This window comes from Pseudomonas asuensis (genome assembly GCF_014646755.1).
Taxonomy (GTDB): domain Bacteria; phylum Pseudomonadota; class Gammaproteobacteria; order Pseudomonadales; family Pseudomonadaceae; genus Chryseomonas; species Chryseomonas asuensis.
The window spans coordinates 1-17,978 of the sequence record NZ_BMNW01000019.1 but is presented as its reverse complement, the minus strand read 5'-3'; the positions used below and the strand labels follow the sequence as shown (position 1 = coordinate 17,978).

Sequence of the window (17,978 nt, the reverse complement as noted above, 5' to 3'; positions counted from 1 at the left end):
ACCTCTTAATCAAAGTGATTGGGATAGAAATCCTTCTGCAACCGCGGGCGAAGAGCCTGTGGGGAGAGCAGGAAGCGTGTCGGTTATCATTGGGGCAACGGATACGGATGAAAAGGAAAAGCACAGATTCGAGGCAGCCTCAGATGTTCATAGACTACTCAGCTCCGACCGGACAAACGCTTGGGAGACAAGCGCTCGCGCGGGTGTCGCCTGCCCGCCAAGACTGATCGCATAAAGGTCGTCCTACGAAACGGCCCACTCTGGAAGTACTGGACCCAAGGCGCCTGAGGCAACGTACGTCGCGGTCGTCAAAGTAACGCTCGATAAAGTCCTGTTTGGAATCGCTGAAGTAGTGGTTTACTAGGCTCGTCCTCGCGCATCACATGCAGGGATTTAACGAACCTGTCTGGCAGATCGAGCATCTACTGGGCTAGAACGCGCCACTCAAGGGAAACTCGACCGCCAAACGGATCTGATCAGCATCCAGCTCGGCCTGTGCCATATTACCCCGGTGCACGTTATACCTTAGCGAGACGCTCATACCCTTGGCCTTGCCACTCTGCACAACATAATGGGCCTCAAGGTCTCGCTCCCAGTGTTTTCCACCCTTGCCATATCCCAGGTAGGCATAACCTCCGTCAGGATCAACATGGGTGCCATCAATATGGTCGCCTCGCAAGTAGGCGGCACTTAGGACCAGGCCAGGCGTAAGCGCAAGGTCATACCTTAGTTGCCAGGAGCGCTCATTGGGGGCATTGAAGTCAGAAAGCTGTACGGCATTGCTTAGGTAAATGGCTCCGCGGGTTACATAATCGAAGGGTGTATTACCATCAACTTGCTGATAACCCAGGCTAAAGGTGTGGCGATCCACAACGTAGCTGGATAACAGGCTCCAAGTGGTGTTATCGATATGGGCAGAGAGCTTCTTCCCTATCCCGGTAGTACGGTAAAGGTTGAAGTTAAAGGATAACGCGCTGTCATCATCAAGCGCATGGCTGTATACGCTCCCGATATAATGTTGCTGCCAGGTGTCCTCATAACGTGAGGTGTACAAGCTGGCGGTCAAACCTTCCACGCCGCTATACACCGCACCGGCAAGATCAACATTATTACCTTGCCGGCCATTTGAGTAATTCACCACAAAACCTCGGTCATGGCTTGCGGCGTTACGGTCAGTACTCTCGGTAAAATGGCCCGCAACCAGGTTGAGGTTTTCGAACTCACGACTGCTCAGGAAAAAACCGGTGGCGGTCTCTGGCATGAGTCGGCTGTCGGCCGAACTGAAAACGGGCGTTTTGACACGTTGTTCACCATATGACAGTACGGTGGATGACGTGCGCAGCTTTAGCGCTGCCCCACCACGCGCACTGTTGTCTTTCACATGGTTATCGTTGTCAATGCCAAGCAGTCGCGCCTTGCCCGCACGGCCGCCCCCACTATCAAGCTTTTGGCCGTAATAGAGATGGGCATCTACGCCCACGCCTATTGTTCCAGGCGTAAATCCTGAAATGAACGTGCCCATCAAGCCATAGCCCCACTCCTCCGCATAGCCGTTTCGCTCGCTGCGAGGCTTCAGCGCATTGCGTGCGCCATTGCTGCGTGCACCATGACGGTAATCACGACGGTCATACACCGACCGATTAAGCAACGCCCAGCGGTTGTCCTCAACAAAGCCTTTAGCATGCTCCTGGGCCGATTGCGCCTGAACGATACCCGCATAGGCAGCCATGGTAAGTGGCGATAATAAAAAAAGGGTCTTTCTCACACTAGGTCCTTTGTCCAGAGCAGGCGCTTCACTGCGCTCTTTGTTGTGCCGTGATCGTAGGAAATAACGAGGCCTATCCATTTGGCGCTATGGCTGATTGACGCGGTTCCGAGCGCGCGTACTGGGTACGCTCGTCAGGAGCGGTCAGACGGATACGCTGATCAGAGACCGCGTTGATCAGGGCCTCGTCGTGGCTAACCAGGAGTACAGCGGTTGCACGCTCGTCAGCGGCTTCAACCAATAGCTCAATCATTTCCCTTTGAGTGATAAGGTCCAGCCGTGAGCTGGGCTCGTCAGCAAAGATAAACACCGGGTCAAGCATCAGGACGCGCAGCAGCGAAAACCGCTGTAGTTCACCCCCAGAAACATTTGTCGGATAGCGTTCAAGCAGTACCGGCTCCAGCCTTAACCGCTTCATCAGTACAGGGATGCGACTGCTATCGAGCCGATGCAGACGTACAAGGTCAGCCAGGTTTCTACCCAGCGTGACGGATGTCGGAAAGGCGGCAACCGGATCTTGATAAAGCTTTTGGAAAGCCGTCCGCGGTACGCCGGTCTTACGCTGGAGAGTGCCGGTCTGAGCAGCCGCCAACCCCAGGATAATGTCGCCAAGGGTAGACTTGCCGCAGCCGGATGGACCTGTAACGCCTACAATCTCACCGGGACGAACATCAAATGAAAGCCCCTGGAACAGAGTCCGGTCGCCGCGTATGGATGAAAGGCTGCTTATGCTTACTACCGGCTCGCCCGATCGATTCTGGAATGGCCGGGCAGGCCAGCACGCAGGATCGGCAGCCATCAGCGACTGAGTGTAATCATGCTGGGGGTAGTTGAGGACTTTGTCGGCAGGACCGGCCTCGACGACCTTGCCCTTGACCATGATCATCACATCACCGCCGAGCCGCCGGGCGACTTCGATGTCATGGGTAATAATCAGCAGTCCACCACCGCTGGCAAGGCCGGCCTTTAGTAAAGCGATAACCTCACCGATACGGGCGCGATCAAGCCCCTTGGTCGGCTCATCAGCAATAATCACGGGTGCTCCGCCAGCATGGGTGGCAGCAAAGGCCAGGCGCTGCGCCATCCCTCCTGAAAGCTGGAACGGATATTTGTTTTCTGCACCCACTAACCCTAGTTGATGCATATCGGCCTGTGCCTGACGCCGAGCATCAGAGGTGGTACGTCCACCTATGTGGGTATAGGTTTCTATGACCTGGGCGCAGGCGCGCATGGTTGGATCAAGGCTTAACCAAGGCTCCTGTGGCAGTACGGCAATCTCCCGTCCCCATAATTTGTGCCGACCGCAGGCAAGCCCGTCTTCACTAAAGCCGCTGCCAAAATAGATCTTGCCATGCGCATGGAGCCCAGCAGGTAGGTTGCCAACCACTCCTTGTGCAAACAGACTCTTTCCTGATCCTGTTTCACCGATAATGGTCAGAGCCTTTCCAGAATGCAGCTCGATCGACAGGGGCTCGACGAGTTGATGCTCGGCAGTACGAATCTCCAGCGCTTCCGTTCGTAGTAATGGCGTCATCTCTTGCGCCCTCCTGCAATAAGCATCAACGACAGGATGATCAATAAAATGACCAGAATAGGCAGCGCGATAACAATCGGCGCCTCGGCATAATAGGGCAGCAACTCGGTAATCATGAGTCCAAGCTCTGCGGTAGGCGGGCGTACACCAACGCTTATAAACCCCAACGCCGCAATTGCCATGATGGCTGACGCCGCGCCAAACGCAGCAATGGTCATCAGTACGGGTGAAAGTTCTGGCCAGAGATGACGCCGAATGATGTAGAGGGGGCCAAAGCCAAGCAGCCGACTGGCCGATACGGCAGGCGATGCCAGCACCGTACGCGACAGCGCTCTTGTCATACGGAAATACTCAATCCACAAGACAAGCGATACAGCGCCGTATAGTGCTAGAAACGAGCCTGGGAAAATCGCCACAATCAGCAGTACCAGCAATAGACCCGGCAGCGCTAGAAACATCTCGGAAAGCAGCCCCAAGAGCTTATCAACAGCCCCACCCTTCCAGGCTGCCACGACACCTAGCAGGACGCCCGGTACAGCAGCAGTCATGACACTGACCAGGGCTAATCCCAACGATAGACGAACCGCGGCGGCGAGCCGTGCAAGCATGTCTCGGCCAAGATGGTCTGTACCCAGTGGATGGGCCTCTGCTGGACCGGACAGGATGGCGGTATAGTCCTGCTTGGCGATATCCACTTGCCAGAGCAACGGCACTGCAATGGCAAACAGAACCAGCAGCAGAAAAAGACCAATACCCCATAGGCGCGAGGTCACCTGTGCGGGGGGAGCTGTGTTAACAGCAACGGTTTCCAGGTTCATACCTTCCTCCCACGAGGATCGATCCAGTGATTTGCCAGGTCAACAAGCGTATTGAGGACGACAAACATCAGACCCATTGCCAGCGCTGTACCCTGCACCATAGGCACATCACGCTGGACAATTGCATGCACCAGCCCATGACCAATGCCCGGCCATGCAAACAGGGTCTCAACCACCACTACCCCCTCAATGAGATACACCAGCTGCACGCCCAGGTAGGTCACTACCGGGACCCCGATATTGCGCAGCCCATGCCGGGTAAACAGACTGAAACTACTCAGCCCTTTAAGACGGCCAAACCCGTAATAGGCAGAAGCTGCCACATCGATAGTGGCGTCCCGTGCCACCCTGGAAGACACGGCGGCCAGACCCAGCGCCAGCGTCAAGGTTGGCAAGACTGTATGAGCTAAGGTGCCGTGTCCTGCTGACGGCACCAACCCTAGAGACACCGCGAATACGATTACCAGGACAACACCCAGTACAAAATGCGGTACGGCACGTGTAACGGTTGTCAGCAACAGCAGGCACCGGTCAAATACACTACCTGGACGCAGCCCTGCCATCACGCCTAGCGGCGGACCCATGACGAAGGAAAGCGCCACAGCGCCTATAGCCAATCGTATGGAACTACCCAGCTCATGAGCTACCGCTTCCATGACCGGCTTTCCAGAAACCAGTGAGTGGCCCAGATCCAATGTGGCGAGATCGCCAATCCAGGCTAGAAAGCGCCAGATGACAGGTTGATCAAGGCCTAGCTCGGCCCTTACCGCCTCGGCCGCTGCTGTACTCACCATGTCATAACCGTATCGGCCGGCTGCGATGCGATAGGCCGCGTCGCCCGGTAGCAGACTCATCAAAAGAAAGGTGAGCGCGCCGACCAGAAGGGCAACCATAACGGCCTGCAAAAAACGGAAGGCCAGTAGACGTGTCATTCAGACCACCGCATCTTTGTCAGGCCAAAAGTACGCTCGAAAGGATCAATCGAAGCCCCTTCGACATTCTTGGCCACCGCGATGGACTGGCGATACCAGGCAATAGGAATGACCGGCAAATCATGCTGGATTAGCGCAACGATTTCATTGCGCAGTTGCTGTTGTTCGGTGGGATCATTGCTGGCCAGTAAGGTTGTCATCGCCTTGTCGAAGGCCGGGTTGCTCCAACCCAGGGGACCCCACTCACTGCCTCCATGGCCGAAATCGCCAAGGAGGGTAACCAGCGGATCCGGCACCAATGCGTAGTTACGCCCATACAAAGCCAGTTGTAGCGATCCATCACTGTGTGCAGACGGGATGGCACTGGCGTTTTCCACCGCGACCTCAACATCCACTCCGACCTCGCGCAGTTGAGCTTGCAGCGCTGTAGCAATCAGCGGTAATTCAGGACGGTCCGAATAGGTCAGCATCCTCAGACGTAGCGCTTTTCCGTCCTTCTGAAGAATACCGTCAGGACCCTTTCGCCAACCTTGGGCATCAAAAAGCTTGCGAGCCGCGTCTGGATCATAGGCCAAGGGGGATAGATCTGCGTTGTGCCATGCGGCTAAATTATCGGAAAACATCTGTGTTGCACCAGTATCCGGTGCGCGCAGTACTGCGGCTGCAATACCCTCACGCTGGATAGCCAAACTTAAGGCCTGCCGTATTTCGACAGGTGCTGTAGCACCACTACCAGAGTTGCTTTTTAAGACAACTACACGAGGGACAGCACCCGTTATTACCTTGACATTGTTGGAGCGCTGCAGTCGGGCAATACTTGGAGGGTCTAGCTGGAAGATCAGCTCGGCACCACCACTTTCAGCCATTAACGTACGCGTTTCACCGCGTCCAGCGGCAAGATAAGTCGTCTTGTCTATCGTGGGTTTCTCCCCCCAATAGCCTTCGAAGCGTTTGGCAGCCAGTCTCTGTGGAGGCTCCAACAAGGTCAGTTGGTACGGACCTGTTCCAATAACCTTTTGTACTGCATCGTTCTGACCATACGCGGCGGGAGCGAGAATCTTTGTAGACGAATGAGCGAGCAATGCCAACAGCGGCTTGAATGGCTCTACCAATTCGATAATGACGTCATTGCCTTCGGCCTTGATTGCTTCGATCTTGGCGTTCTGCAATACACCCGTTTTTTTACGAGCAGTATTTAACGAATGGGCAGCCGCCTCCGCTGTAAGATCAGTACCATCATGAAACTTCACACCCTGACGGATCGTGAGGGACCACCGTTTACCATTATCGGATACGTCCCACTTCTCGGCTAATGCTGGAAGGGGTTGTCCCTTGGCATCCACCTCAAGCAATGTTTCAGTGATCTGCATCCGCTGAAATATAAAGCCTGATACAGATGGATCGAGGCCACCAATTTCAAACGGAGCAACAACATCAAACACGTTATCTTTGGCAAAAGAAACATCCGGGCCTAACGTAAGGACAGCGGCAAAAGCAGTAGCAACCAGCGTTCGGCAAAAAGTTTTGTTCCGATACATGACGATCCTTGCAAGGTGCAGCACCTAAGTTGACTTATGGAAAGCCATACACAGGCTGAGAAAAGGTGATACGTCTACTATTGCGTGTATGAAGACGACGGGGGCGCATGATACAGATGTTATATCATAACATCTGTATCATGATGTTTCATTGATTGGTAAACATAGAAAGCACCACTCCCGTGTGCCAGCAGTACGTCCAGAATGATTAGCTAATGCCAGTACATGTTTTTATGGCCGTGTTGTTTAGATGTTGCGTCGGCACCAGAGTGGATAAAGGAACTGCTCAGGGTGGCAGAAGCAAACCCCAGGTCACGCTGGACAGACGCTGAATTAAGGGCCAGGGACATTGACCCTTTACGCTTGAGACGATGGTTCAAACAGCATTTTGGCATGACTTTTCATGCTTACATCAGAACACGTCGACTTGGGATAGCATTGGGTCAGATCGCGGATGGCGACACTCTGGATAACACGGCCTTTGATTCAGGCTATGAATCTCTCAGTGGGTTTCGGGACGCATTCAAAAAAACATTTCAAACTACGCCCGGTAAAGCCATTGCTAGCACTCTACTGCTCTATAGACACCTGCATACACCGTTAGGTCCGATGATTGCCATGGCAGAGGAGCGTGGGTTAGTACTGCTTGAGTTTCTTGATCGATCTGCTCTAACAGCAGAACTCGAAGAATTACGGAGCCGCTACGGCTACCGCGTAGTCCCTGGAACAAATCATCACCTTGAACAAACTGAAGCAGAACTCCAGACATACTTTAATGGCCAGCTTAAAGAGTTCACAGTCGCATTGCATATGCTTGGAAGCTCATTTGATAAGAGCGTATGGAGTGAGCTTTTGAACGTGACCTATGGGCAGACATCAACATACTCAGGTATCGCCGCAACTTTAGGAAAGCCTAGTCTTTGCCGCGCCGTTGGTGCAGCAAACGAACGTAACCGCATATCTATTATCGTTCCTTGTCATCGTGTTGTAGCAGCCGATGGAGCGCTTACTGGCTACGGTGGAGGCCAGCCGCGTAAAGTGTATTTGCTCAGACTGAAAAAAGCCGTCATGCAGATCGTGGAGTAGGTACAAATGCTATTCTGAGTTTATAGATCTGCAACAGTCTATTAACCCAGCAAGGAGATACCATGCACAAGGATAGGGAAAAGTTAATCGCCATGCTCGACGCACGAGTACAGCATGAAACCGGCTGGCTCAGATGCATTTCCTGCTAATAGAAATACTCGCTGCCGTCATTGCCTGCTACGGCTACCTTATATTCTGTGGGACGGTCATGGTTGTGGCGCTTTTCATTCTAACTATTGGCGTCACTGCACAGGCTGTACTCTGGTTTCGAGCTGTGGGATTTAAATAAGCGCCAGTGGCACTTCAAAACACATCCTTCCATTCCTAAATAATTGTACAACCATCAGATCAGCGGCTCTTGGTTATATCTCAAGATATCTTAGCCAGAAAGTCGATACATACGTATCTGCTCCAAAACCTGTTTCAAAGGAGCACTTACCTTTCTGGTGGCTTACATGAACCGCACTGCCTCGCTTCGCCTACGAGACCTCTCCATTTCCAAGAAACTCGCCTTAGGCTTTGGCTTCCTACTGACCATGGTAGCGCTTGTCTCTGCGCTTGGTTACTCTACGGCGGATACGTTTATCAGTCGTCTGGGCAAGACGGCTTATAGCGCCAACTTCAAGGCCCTGCTTTTTGACATGCGCGCAGGCGAAAAAGAATATCTTCATACCTTGTCCAGCGTGGCAATCGAGCAGCAGAAGAGTCGGCTGGCGATTCTTGAGAGCGAGGCAGACAAGGGGCTAAAGATATTAACCTCTCCCCTTAATATCGCGACCCTACAGGAAATACACAAAGAGACGCAGCACTACCAGAATCTCTTCGAAAATCTTGTAAAGACCAACGAGGAAAGTGCCGCTGCGCAGCAAGAGCTGACCAAGGTATCCGACAAGATGACTGCGGCCTTTGAGCAGCTGTTTGAAGGTGCCTTCGCTGAGGGCAGCTCCGCTAGTGTCAGCCAGCTTAAGAGCGTAGCCCAGATAAAAGCTCAGATGGTAAGTGTACGCCTGACCATTCGCCGCTTCTTGGGTCAGCCTGACGACGCCAAGGCCGAGGCTGCCCTGAAGGCGATAGATACCTTGTCGCAAAACCTTACGGCAAGTCAACCTCGTATGGATGGAATTACCGCTGAGCGTATCGGCAGCGCCATTGGAGACGTCTCCCGCTATCGCCAGTTTTTCCAGTCAATCGTCGAGCAAGACCACAAGGCCAAGGGTAATATGGCTGCGCTCACCATGCAGAGTCAGAAGCTGCTGCAGTTAACGGATAAATTGCTGGCTGGGCAAAAGAAAGCGGCGGATGACGAGCGCTCAGCGGCGATGACCAAGCTTTTCGCCGTAGTAGTTCTTGCACTCTTTATTGGTCTGCTTGCAGCCTATGTCATTACTCGTCAGATTACTGTACCGCTGCGTGAGACCATGGGCATGGTGAGACGAGTTGCCGGAGGTGACCTGACCAGTACCGTACGGGTTGATCGACATGACGAGCTGGGCCAGTTGCAGAGCAGCATGCAGGACATGACTGAGCAGCTGCGACAGCTAGTCAGTGGTGTTGCAGGCGGCATTACCCAAATCTCCAGCGCTGCAGAAGAGCTATCGGCTGTGAGTGAGCAGAGCAGCGCCGGTGTCAACCAGCAGCGCAGTGAGATCGATCAGGTAGCAACAGCCATGAACGAAATGGCTGCCACGGCGCAGGATGTGGCTCGCAATACCGCTACGGCTTCTTCCTCTGCCAGTCTTGCAGAGGTCAAGGCTCAACAAGGTAGCCAAACCGTGAAACGTGCAACCGCCGAAATCAACATGGCGGCGGAGGAAGTTGAAGAACTGGGCGAGGCAATGGAGCGCTTGAATCAGTCGAGCAGTCAGATTGGCAGTGTGATTGATGTAATCAAGTCGATTGCAGAGCAGACCAATCTTCTTGCCCTCAACGCTGCTATCGAAGCTGCTCGTGCAGGTGAGCAGGGTCGTGGATTCGCCGTAGTTGCTGATGAGGTACGCTCCCTGGCCCAGCGTACTCAGCAATCAACCAAGGAGATCGGAGAACTCATCACTGCATTGCAGGAAGGGGCAAATACTGCTGGCCAGATGATGAACTCGAGCCGTGAGCGCACGCTAGGCACTGTAGCGCTTGCAAAGGAAGCTGAGGTGGCACTTGACGATATCTACCGAACCGTCTCTGATATCCAACAGCTCAATCATCAGATTGCAGCAGCAGTGGAAGAGCAGAGCTCTGTTGCCGAGGAAGTCAACCGTAGCATCATCAGCGTACGGGACGTTGCTGAACAGTCAGCCTCGGCTACCCAGCAGGCAACAGCTTCAACTGCTGAGCTGGCTCGTCTGGGGGTTGATCTGCAGCGCATGATTGCCACGTTCAAGGTATAAGCGTAGGTGAGTAGAGCAACTGGGCTAGTGCAAGTCAGTTGCTCTTCAGGTCATTAGGACGCATGCTCAACTGCCTACTAACCTAACAGGATAGGCACCCTCTGCACCTCTGTTTGCTGATTGGACGAGCAAAGCAGCAGGGCCAACAATCACACCCAATATCCATAGCCCTGCGTATATGCTGGAATTCCTGCGTTTGATCATGACCGTTCAGATCCAGGAAGAGGAAAGCGCTCGCCAACTCGGCATCAAGCCGAGCTTTACGACGCCAATGCCCATAAGCAAGGCTGCGAAGGATTTGGCTATCTTATGGCGCAAGCGCCTAGTGCGTGACGTATACACACTAGGGCTTTGTACTGGAAGTCCTGGAATAGACAAGGCATTCCTTGTACTTAACTTCTACAGCCAGGCAGGTTCGCTGCCTATATCACTGCTTAAGGCATCGCTCAACGAAGCTATTGGGGCGTTCCTTGTCTCTCGAACATACGAGGGTCAAAGGGGAAGACATAGACTTCCAACACTTTGATAAAGCATGCCTCTCGGTGAAATGGGTTTATTACCACATTACGCTCCAACGGCAGGATAGCCGAAGGAATAATCAATCCCAGGTGTTAGCGGCTTTGTAGCCAGCGAGTACCAAAGTTTGTGCTAGGGCGATCATAGGGGATACTGTTCCAGCCGGAGGGCAGCCGGTCGTTCTCAAGTTCGAGATAAAAACCTCTGTCCTCAGACAGTTCAAACTCAGTGATTTTCATCCCTTTACGGGTTCGCCATTGGTATGAACAAAGGTTTCCAGGCTATAAATGGCTGGTGTAAATCCCATATACACGGCCGGGGTACGCTCGTGGTTCCATCTGCCACCGGCAATAGCCGCCCCATTCCTGTTAGATCCGTTGCACGTCTTTGTTTTGCTACCCTCCACGCGCGCATCAGGCAGCACCGCCCCACTCAAGGGCATTAAGTACACGAAGAACCTGCATGGCGCCAATCTCTGTTTCGCAAAGCATGATCGGCGTTATATTGCCAAGCGTCTGGTTGGGGCGCGCCATCCACTGCGCAACTACTTCCCTGCCTCCAAAGATCTCTCCGGACTGGTGGAGGATAGTTGCTCTTCGATCCAGCCGCTCAGAAGCTACCGTATCAAAAGGCTTTTTTCCCGCATTCGTCGCTCAAATGTGAAAGCGAAAGCGCCATGCTGGCCTACGTCAGACTACCCTATTCACCCTGGCTGAAATACTCCAAAAGACCTGCCTCAAAGCCGTGGCCTGCACTTCGCTCAGCTAACGTCAGCTCGTTGGCTACGCGGCGCGGATTGCCGCATAGAAAGCATCCTGCCTGGCCGCAATTCAGAGCAGCCTCTTTACGCCATTTGCCCATGGGTCTTTTAAAAAGACCATTGTCAATCGAGTAATAAAAACGGCTAATCGTTAATTGCCTTTTGATGGCCACCTTGACCCTCGTACGCCGAGCCTGCCGCGCGTGTTTGCTATATGACATGAACTACCTCTCACTTCGCGCCCTCCCCGATCTGGAGAGGGCCATCACATGATTGGCGGGGCTAATAAACTGTTCAGAGGTAGTCTCCTTTGGACAACCTTACGCTATACCGGCTCATACACTGCCAACTGTAATAAACATTACTTCTGGCAAGGGGTCATAAAGGTATGCGTAGATCTCTGGCGAGTTAGTCTTATTATATTAATGATGCTTAAAGGTTACTTATTGCCCTCACTGAGTCATCCCTGCGTCAATGACAAGCAATGCTTTAAGCTGGCCACTTAGACCTTGCGCGAGAAATCCTGTGCATAACCCTTTGATAGCAGTCGGTGGCCGATACTGTGCAGTTTTAACAGGAGGCCATAGAGATATTCTCCTGATGCCTATTAACGCGAGCATCGCCGCTTTGTGGGCTCCTTTCTAAAGCTCTGTTGGGTAAACCCTTTGCTAACGGCCAGATCCTTATCGGACGTGGTAATCAGGGGATTTTCGGTTCGCCCCAACACGCTGGAACTAAACATGGAGCTCTCTTGGAACGCGGTAAAGCTGTCTACGACCTTTTGAAAGCGCAGATCCTTAAGGCAGGGATTGATCTGTACACCTTTATCGATCCCACCTATAACGCAAAAACTGACCAACTTGTGCGCAGTAAAGAGATCAAGCGCTTCAAACGGCTCAGTCCCCCCGGTTGGTCTTGAACCAGTCCTCAAGCGTAACGATCTTGGGCGCAAAGAAATGCCAAAGCGCTTGTGGGTCAAGCGTGGCCTTAAGTGTTTTTTCGTCAAAATCCTTCTGGTGCCTGTAGAACTCGGGCTTAGCCAAGTCCTTAGTCTCGTGCGTCCTATAGCGAGATATAAGCTTGCCCGCCTGATCGACATAGTCAAAAAGGCCCATGTAGAGCTTTCCACAAAAACCGACATAGAAAGGCTGGTAGGTATTTGATTCGATTAGCGTTGCCTGGTCGTTATAACGGGCGATCAGCTTTTTGACATCACTCACAAGCTGGGGCTCAGGCCCACCCTTTTCCTTGATAAAGGTCTGGGATGCACGATGATAGACAATGGACATGTCGACCCCATAGCCGGCCTATGAGTCGTAGTAGTCGTTGAAGTCACGGATTATTCGCATCATTTTCCTTTTCTTGAGGCGACATTCCAGATTATCAAAGGCTTGATTCAGCGTAAATAAAAATGTAGCCGTAATGCCTACCCAAGGGCTGGATCGCCTCGTTCAGAGCGAAGTCAGGCAATCAATGTAGGACCTTGTCCCCGCAGCAGCCAGAGCATAACTCTTGGAGCTCAGATATGTGTCCAGGTCAGCTTCTTAAGCGCACGATCGATGCCAAGAGAGCTCATAGCCGCCTTCTCCTGCGGCCTGTCAAACCTCCAAGGCGATACGGCCTATAAATCCTGTGAGCCATGTCCGGTAGCTAGACCCAGCGATAAAGGAAAATGTGCCTGTCACGGCCTTTGTGCCATGCCCGCAGACGGCAAGGCTAGCGGCCAGAACCATATTGAGTTTGGTAAACAACGGATCGTTTAGAGGATCAGATGAGCAAGGAAAGCAATCTCGTTTCACTGTCAGGTAGTCCTATCTTTACCTATACCGACGGGGAGAAGGAATGGCAGGCACCTCATGGAGAGGAGTGCATTGAGGAAATCTCCACGCATATCGAGCGTCACCTGGGTGAGGTGAGCGGGGTGTTTCACGAGCTGGTATCAGACACCGTCCACATTGATGTTCACTATGTCAAACCTACGCAGGAAAGACCGTATCACACCCTTGTAACCTCAGGCATGAGCGATTTGCCCATGAGCGTCCCGGAGCAGGTAGACGCGACTCGCTTTATGGAGCTTGTCGTAACACTACCTGAGGAGTGGCTTGTCGATCAGGAGGCCTTTGCCAATGAAGCCTGGTACTGGCCGATACGCCAGCTTAAATACCTCGCAAGGTTTCCACACAAGTACGACACCTGGCTTGGTTGGGGGCATACCCTTCCCAACGGCCAGCCCGCAGAGCCCTTTGCCGACAACACACGGCTTAGCGGCGTGATTCTCCTGCCTTCGGTTAATGTCCCTGAAGAATTCTTTACCCTTGAGATCAACCCAGAGAAAACCATCGAGTTCTATAGCATTGTTCCGCTATACGAAGAGGAAATGAACCTAAAGCTGGCGCGCGGAACCGATGCGCTGCTCGAGCGATTCGACAAGCATGGTATTTCCGACATTATTCAAATCGGCCGGCAGAATACTTGTAAAAAGCGCTTTGGCTTCTTCTAACCTGTCGGGGCTCAACAACAAGAGGTAACCGAAGACGACGCGCCTAACTAACCTGTCCATGAATGATCAGGGAGCCGAGACCAACACGGCCTAATTGAGTCCCGAAGCTTTCGTTGAGCTTGCTCGGGCGCCTATCGAAGCACTTGGTCGATTCTTTAGTGAGATACGTTAACCTGCTTGGATCCGGGCAGGTTAACGCGGTTACGAGAAGCCATCATCCCGGCGACTGGCAGTGCATCACTAAGCTGCCTTTTAACAAAGCTGCTGCCTATGGCACCGTACGATCTGTGCCGTGACCTTTCGCCGTCCATCCGTGATGTCGCCAGGGCTAAAGGCACTGGTGCTTTCCGCCTCTCTCGCGCCTCCTCCAACGCCTCGGCCTTAGGATTTGTTACCTTGAGAATAGACATCCTGTGACGATTGCCTGATGTGGCATCAGGATAGATTTTGCACACGCCATGCGACAAGGTCACGAAGCGTGTCTCTGGACCAGTCTCCATTTTGTAAAGCCGATCGCATGAACTGCCCGTGCAGTTCGTCGCAGTTTGACGTTCTGGTTATACAAGGTACGAGACTCGTATCTATCTGACCCTGTGTCCAGACTCTTTAAATGGGCAATCATCGAATTAAAGCACATTTATTTCAATTTTCTTCTTATGAAACAAATGTGTTTCATCCCTGCTAGAATGAAATCTATATCTTTCAATAAGGGTCAGTTGCATGCCATATGTTTCATTGACCCCATTGCTCTGCTTATTCTGGCGAGGTAATTGATGTCTTCTTCTCTCATTGAGCAACTTATCAGGCGCCGTAAAGCACTACGCCTTACCCAGACAGACATGGAACAGAAGACTGGTATAGCCAGACAGCAGTATGGAAAGATCGAGCGAGACGGCAATCCTCGACTGTCCACACTTGAGCAGATAGCATTTGGCCTAGATGCCGAGCTCTTCCTGGTTCCCGCTGAGCAGCGACTGGAAGTCATGGCGCTCCTGAATGAGCGCACCGGTGAGACCGCATCAGAGGAGAATCCTCGCTCAAACGAAGCCTTTGACCAGGAGGACCCTATCACCGACCCCTGGCAGGAGTGGGAGCAGCACAATGCGTAAGGAACGGGTCGCCGCGCTCAGGATAAGCCTTCATGATACAACTGTGGGCTATCTGGCCGGTTACGAGGAAGGGCGGAACATACTGACCTTTGATCATGATTACGTGGCCATGCCCCCATTAGCGCGCCCTACCCTGACCCTGTTCACGGCTCTTCCCGCGCGGGCCAACCACTTTTTCCAAAAGCCTCTGGTTACGCGGCAAAAGCTGCACCCCCTGCTGAGCAATCTTCTGCCTGAAGGGGCCATGCGCGAACACCTGGCCCAACAGCTCAAGATTCACCCGGACAATGAGTTTCCTCTGCTGGCCTACCTGGGGGAGGACCTGCCCGGTGCACTCAAGGCAACGCCGGTTGATCCACACGACATTCCCTCAAGCGCCCTGACGGGACGTACCTCCACCCTACCCGTACCAGTCGATGTGGCCTATGCGCCAGCCCATTTCTCCCTGGCCGGCGTCCAGATTAAGTTTTCGATGAAGGCAAGGGACGGCCGTTATCTTTACAAGGATGGCGATAGCCACGGTGACTGGATCATCAAGACCCCGTCCACGCTGCACCAGCATGTGCCGCTCAATGAGTATACAGCCATGTCCCTGGCCTCACTGATAGGCATCGATATTCCCGAGATCTCGCTCATCGAACTTGATCGGATTGGTAACCTGCCCTCCATTCCCTTGCCGGATGAACGCTATGCCTATGGCATCAAGCGCTTTGATCGAAGAGAACATGGGCAGCGGATTCACACCGAGGATTTTGCCCAAGTATTTTTCGAGTACGCCCGAAACAAATACGAGAGGCACAACTATGACGAGATCACGCGCAAACTCAAAGAGGAGACCCTGCACCGACCCGACAACATCCGTCAGATCACCCTACGCCTGCTGGCCAATATCCTGCTGGGTAACGGTGATGCCCATCTCAAGAACTGGAGCCTGATCTATCGCGACAAGAGGCAAGCCGATCTCTCTCCGGCCTACGACATTGTGTTTACTCGAGCCTACATGGATGACGAACGCAAACTTGCACTCAACATGGGAGGTGTGAGGCGCTGGTATGAAACGTCCCTTGCGACCTTTGATGCCTGGGCCGACGCGTCCGGCCTAAATCGCCGCTTCATTGGCCGTATGGTTAAACAGGCTATAGAGCAGGCACGCGATCTCTGGCCAGAGGCCCTGGCTCAGAGTCCCATGCCTCAGGCGCACCAGGACTTGCTAAAAGACCACTGGCAGCAGCTCCACCCTGACTTTCGGATCACGAGCCGCTAGCCATCCGCCGTGCGCCTTGACGCGGTAGCCTATGCAGAGCATGGCGTTTTGCAGTGGTCCCAAGGGCCCCTATTCGCATGCTTAACAGAAAATGGACTATCGGGATTGCCGGGCCTGAACATTTGATGGTTTCCATCAAATGTTCAGGCATCGCCCAGAGCACTTCAAGTGTTATATAGCAGAGCGCTTGACTCCACCATAAACGACTTAGGCCCGCTGATAGCAGAGATGACAACCAGAATTCTCCTTCTGTCCATGCGACGTCCTGGTTTGCTGGGCGCAGCCTTTGTCTTATGTTCAGCGGTCATCGCTTATACCTTGGTTGAAAGGCCGAACCCCTTCGACAAAGCCACCTTTGATGCTCAGCGGTGGCTTGTCTCTACTAGCAACGAAGGGGATGCTACCTGTTATCGTGGCGAGATAGCTGAAGACATTCGACACAGCGTGCTATCCAGGGGAATGACGCAGGCCGCCGTCGTCCAGGTACTTGGCGAACCCGATGGCTATTCAACTGAGCGGGAATACCAGTATGTCCTGGGCCTGTGCAGCGGGATAGGAATGGACTACGACAACTTGCATGTGTATTTCGACGCGTCAGGTGGCCTGATTGACAGCAAAATCCTTCAGCACTAGGCCTGCTGCCCTGCTTCCTGAACGCTAGCGGTGGCGGCAACCAGAGTTGATTCGCAAACACTTGGGATAGATTATTCCGTAATCGAGTGCCCCATCAGAAACTCAATCAAACAAGCACTCGAAACAACGGGTACGTCGCTTGTTAAATGCACGCCGTTGCCTGTAACGGTTTGCGATCCTGCAAATCGCCAGTGTGAGCATCTAGTTATGCCCCATCTGATTCAGCAGGATCCTGTTTGAGCTGCCGACCTGATGGACCGCCGCTTTTTGACTGATCCCTGTCTGCTCTATGGGCAAATAGTTCATGCTGCCTTGCGTCAGCGCAGTCACTACATGTCCAGATCCTTCCTGATGCCCTTCATACAGATTCAATTGCCCGATTTGCCTGTAGTAGAGCTCGTTCAAACGACCAGACTGGACCATATCAATCGAATTGGCCTCCCCGCTCTGCTGAAGACCTGACAGGATGCCAGACTCAGCCGGCGCGGCCAGGGCCACGTTGTTATCACCATCCTGCAGAACAGACAAACCGTTACCTGAACCGCTTTGAGTTGAGGCAATCAGGTTGGAGTCTCCTATCTGGGTAAGCGCAGTAGCGTTATCATCGCTTTGAAACTGCAGCAGATAAGCAGAATTGTTTTCGCCTTGTTGCCTGGTGAATCCCACGCTGTAGCCTGACGAGTTCAACTGGTCGACAAGACTTAAGTTTTCCGCGCCGCTCTGTAGCTGCAAGGTATAGGTATCATTTGAGGCAGTATGCCAACTCGTAGCCTGATTACCCTCGCCCTGTTGAAACATATCAGCATTGGACTCAAAGGCACCGGAGTCTATGTAAACGCGTCCATCGTTGTTGTTGCCCGTCTGCTCGAGCAGTACATTTGTGTCTTGTGTGTCTTCCTGATGGATCAGACCAGCGTTTGACGAGCCCTCCTGGTCAATTTTAACGCGGGAGTCTGTGCTGCTGATCTGCATAGATATAGCGTGGTTTTGATTACCTTTTTGAGTTACTAATGAACGTAGATCAGCACCGGCCTCTTGACTAGGTGTTAGGTCCCGGGAAGAAGGGGTTTGGGTCGGTTAAAAAGAGCTGTGGCTGTTTATGCCATTGCCCGAGGATAAAGCCAATCGGTGTTTGCCCTTTC

At 52.9% G+C, this 17,978-nt stretch carries 16 protein-coding genes and 2 pseudogenes; 8 read left to right on the top strand and 10 right to left on the bottom strand.

From position 1 onward, the window contains the following. Positions 1-430: 430 nt before the first annotated feature. From IEX86_RS23170 to IEX86_RS23150, 5 genes are all read right to left on the bottom strand, one after another. Positions 431-1,729, bottom strand: coding sequence for an OprD family porin (locus IEX86_RS23170; RefSeq protein WP_188868545.1), 1,299 nt, complete (start codon positions 1,727-1,729; stop codon positions 431-433). A gap of 109 nt (positions 1,730-1,838) precedes the next feature. Continuing rightward, the gene (locus IEX86_RS23165) at positions 1,839-3,299 is read right to left on the bottom strand and encodes an ABC transporter ATP-binding protein (protein WP_188868535.1); all 1,461 of its coding nucleotides are present in this window, start codon (positions 3,297-3,299) and stop codon (positions 1,839-1,841) included. Next, entirely contained in the window at positions 3,296-4,117 is an 822-nt protein-coding gene (locus IEX86_RS23160; protein WP_188868534.1) for an ABC transporter permease, read from the bottom strand. Before IEX86_RS23160 ends, IEX86_RS23165 begins: the two co-directional genes overlap by 4 nt. Continuing rightward, positions 4,114-5,049: an ABC transporter permease gene (locus IEX86_RS23155; RefSeq protein WP_188868533.1), complete on the bottom strand. Its 936-nt coding sequence runs from the start codon at positions 5,047-5,049 to the stop codon at positions 4,114-4,116. Before IEX86_RS23155 ends, IEX86_RS23160 begins: the two co-directional genes overlap by 4 nt. Then, positions 5,046-6,587, bottom strand: a complete 1,542-nt coding sequence (locus IEX86_RS23150; RefSeq protein WP_188868532.1) for an ABC transporter substrate-binding protein — start codon at positions 6,585-6,587, stop codon at positions 5,046-5,048. The genes IEX86_RS23155 and IEX86_RS23150 overlap by 4 nt, the downstream gene beginning before the upstream one ends. 246 nt (positions 6,588-6,833) lie before the next feature. Between IEX86_RS23150 and IEX86_RS23145 the strand changes: the two are divergent. The 3 genes and pseudogenes from IEX86_RS23145 to IEX86_RS25850 all read left to right on the top strand — a co-directional run. Then, a pseudogene (locus IEX86_RS23145) lies at positions 6,834-7,673 on the top strand (bifunctional transcriptional activator/DNA repair enzyme AdaA); the annotation flags it as partial. 455 nt (positions 7,674-8,128) lie between these two features. After that, positions 8,129-9,199, top strand: a pseudogene (locus tag IEX86_RS25855) (methyl-accepting chemotaxis protein); the annotation flags it as partial. Continuing rightward, positions 9,182-10,054 (top strand): methyl-accepting chemotaxis protein, encoded by an 873-nt coding sequence (locus IEX86_RS25850; RefSeq protein ID WP_373290480.1) that lies wholly within the window; start codon positions 9,182-9,184, stop codon positions 10,052-10,054. The pseudogene IEX86_RS25855 and the gene IEX86_RS25850, both read left to right, overlap by 18 nt. Before the next feature lie 751 nt (positions 10,055-10,805). Here IEX86_RS25850 and IEX86_RS25220 read toward each other — a convergent pair. The 4 genes from IEX86_RS25220 to IEX86_RS23120 all read right to left on the bottom strand — a co-directional run bounded on the left by IEX86_RS25220 (position 10,806) and on the right by IEX86_RS23120 (position 12,619). Further along, entirely contained in the window at positions 10,806-11,012 is a 207-nt protein-coding gene (locus tag IEX86_RS25220; protein WP_229685467.1) for an RES domain-containing protein, read from the bottom strand. After that, the gene (locus tag IEX86_RS25215) at positions 10,984-11,103 is read right to left on the bottom strand and encodes an MbcA/ParS/Xre antitoxin family protein (protein ID WP_229685466.1); all 120 of its coding nucleotides are present in this window, start codon (positions 11,101-11,103) and stop codon (positions 10,984-10,986) included. Before IEX86_RS25215 ends, IEX86_RS25220 begins: the two co-directional genes overlap by 29 nt. Positions 11,104-11,269: 166 nt before the next feature. After that, positions 11,270-11,551, bottom strand: coding sequence for a hypothetical protein (locus IEX86_RS23125; RefSeq protein WP_188868529.1), 282 nt, complete (start codon positions 11,549-11,551; stop codon positions 11,270-11,272). Positions 11,552-12,226: 675 nt separating this feature from the next. Then, on the bottom strand, positions 12,227-12,619 hold the full coding sequence (locus IEX86_RS23120) for a hypothetical protein (RefSeq protein WP_188868528.1): 393 nt from the start codon (positions 12,617-12,619) through the stop codon (positions 12,227-12,229). Between the two features lie 482 nt (positions 12,620-13,101). Between IEX86_RS23120 and IEX86_RS23115 the strand changes: the two genes are divergently transcribed. The 5 genes from IEX86_RS23115 to IEX86_RS23095 all read left to right on the top strand — a co-directional run bounded on the left by IEX86_RS23115 (position 13,102) and on the right by IEX86_RS23095 (position 16,836). Beyond that, positions 13,102-13,830: a suppressor of fused domain protein gene (locus IEX86_RS23115; protein ID WP_188868527.1), complete on the top strand. Its 729-nt coding sequence runs from the start codon at positions 13,102-13,104 to the stop codon at positions 13,828-13,830. Positions 13,831-14,100: 270 nt separating this feature from the next. After that, a complete protein-coding gene (locus IEX86_RS23110; protein ID WP_188868526.1) occupies positions 14,101-14,247 on the top strand; it encodes a hypothetical protein in 147 nt (48 codons plus the stop codon). A 356-nt stretch (positions 14,248-14,603) separates the two neighbouring features. Further along, complete coding sequence (locus IEX86_RS23105; protein ID WP_188868525.1) at positions 14,604-14,939, top strand: helix-turn-helix transcriptional regulator; 336 nt, start codon at positions 14,604-14,606, stop codon at positions 14,937-14,939. Then, the gene (locus tag IEX86_RS23100) at positions 14,932-16,203 is read left to right on the top strand and encodes a type II toxin-antitoxin system HipA family toxin (RefSeq protein WP_188868524.1); all 1,272 of its coding nucleotides are present in this window, start codon (positions 14,932-14,934) and stop codon (positions 16,201-16,203) included. The genes IEX86_RS23105 and IEX86_RS23100 overlap by 8 nt, the downstream gene beginning before the upstream one ends. Positions 16,204-16,431: 228 nt before the next feature. Continuing rightward, on the top strand, positions 16,432-16,836 hold the full coding sequence (locus IEX86_RS23095) for a hypothetical protein (protein WP_188868523.1): 405 nt from the start codon (positions 16,432-16,434) through the stop codon (positions 16,834-16,836). Positions 16,837-17,037: 201 nt separating this feature from the next. On the opposite strand, the gene IEX86_RS23090 is transcribed toward IEX86_RS23095, so the two are convergent. Next, a complete protein-coding gene (locus IEX86_RS23090; protein WP_188868522.1) occupies positions 17,038-17,808 on the bottom strand; it encodes a hypothetical protein in 771 nt (256 codons plus the stop codon). Positions 17,809-17,978: the final 170 nt, after the last annotated feature.

Coding starts and splice junctions, on each gene's coding strand:
- IEX86_RS23170 (WP_188868545.1), bottom strand. CDS start 1,729: ATGGCTGCCTATGCGGGTATCGTTCAGGCGCAATCGGCCCAGGAGCAT.
- IEX86_RS23165 (WP_188868535.1), bottom strand. CDS start 3,299: ATGACGCCATTACTACGAACGGAAGCGCTGGAGATTCGTACTGCCGAG.
- IEX86_RS23160 (WP_188868534.1), bottom strand. CDS start 4,117: ATGAACCTGGAAACCGTTGCTGTTAACACAGCTCCCCCCGCACAGGTG.
- IEX86_RS23155 (WP_188868533.1), bottom strand. CDS start 5,049: ATGACACGTCTACTGGCCTTCCGTTTTTTGCAGGCCGTTATGGTTGCC.
- IEX86_RS23150 (WP_188868532.1), bottom strand. CDS start 6,587: ATGTATCGGAACAAAACTTTTTGCCGAACGCTGGTTGCTACTGCTTTT.
- IEX86_RS25850 (WP_373290480.1), top strand. CDS start 9,182: ATGCAGGACATGACTGAGCAGCTGCGACAGCTAGTCAGTGGTGTTGCA.
- IEX86_RS25220 (WP_229685467.1), bottom strand. CDS start 11,012: ATGCCCTTGAGTGGGGCGGTGCTGCCTGATGCGCGCGTGGAGGGTAGC.
- IEX86_RS25215 (WP_229685466.1), bottom strand. CDS start 11,103: ATGGCGCGCCCCAACCAGACGCTTGGCAATATAACGCCGATCATGCTT.
- IEX86_RS23125 (WP_188868529.1), bottom strand. CDS start 11,551: ATGTCATATAGCAAACACGCGCGGCAGGCTCGGCGTACGAGGGTCAAG.
- IEX86_RS23120 (WP_188868528.1), bottom strand. CDS start 12,619: ATGTCCATTGTCTATCATCGTGCATCCCAGACCTTTATCAAGGAAAAG.
- IEX86_RS23115 (WP_188868527.1), top strand. CDS start 13,102: ATGAGCAAGGAAAGCAATCTCGTTTCACTGTCAGGTAGTCCTATCTTT.
- IEX86_RS23110 (WP_188868526.1), top strand. CDS start 14,101: ATGGCACCGTACGATCTGTGCCGTGACCTTTCGCCGTCCATCCGTGAT.
- IEX86_RS23105 (WP_188868525.1), top strand. CDS start 14,604: ATGTCTTCTTCTCTCATTGAGCAACTTATCAGGCGCCGTAAAGCACTA.
- IEX86_RS23100 (WP_188868524.1), top strand. CDS start 14,932: ATGCGTAAGGAACGGGTCGCCGCGCTCAGGATAAGCCTTCATGATACA.
- IEX86_RS23095 (WP_188868523.1), top strand. CDS start 16,432: ATGACAACCAGAATTCTCCTTCTGTCCATGCGACGTCCTGGTTTGCTG.
- IEX86_RS23090 (WP_188868522.1), bottom strand. CDS start 17,808: ATGCAGATCAGCAGCACAGACTCCCGCGTTAAAATTGACCAGGAGGGC.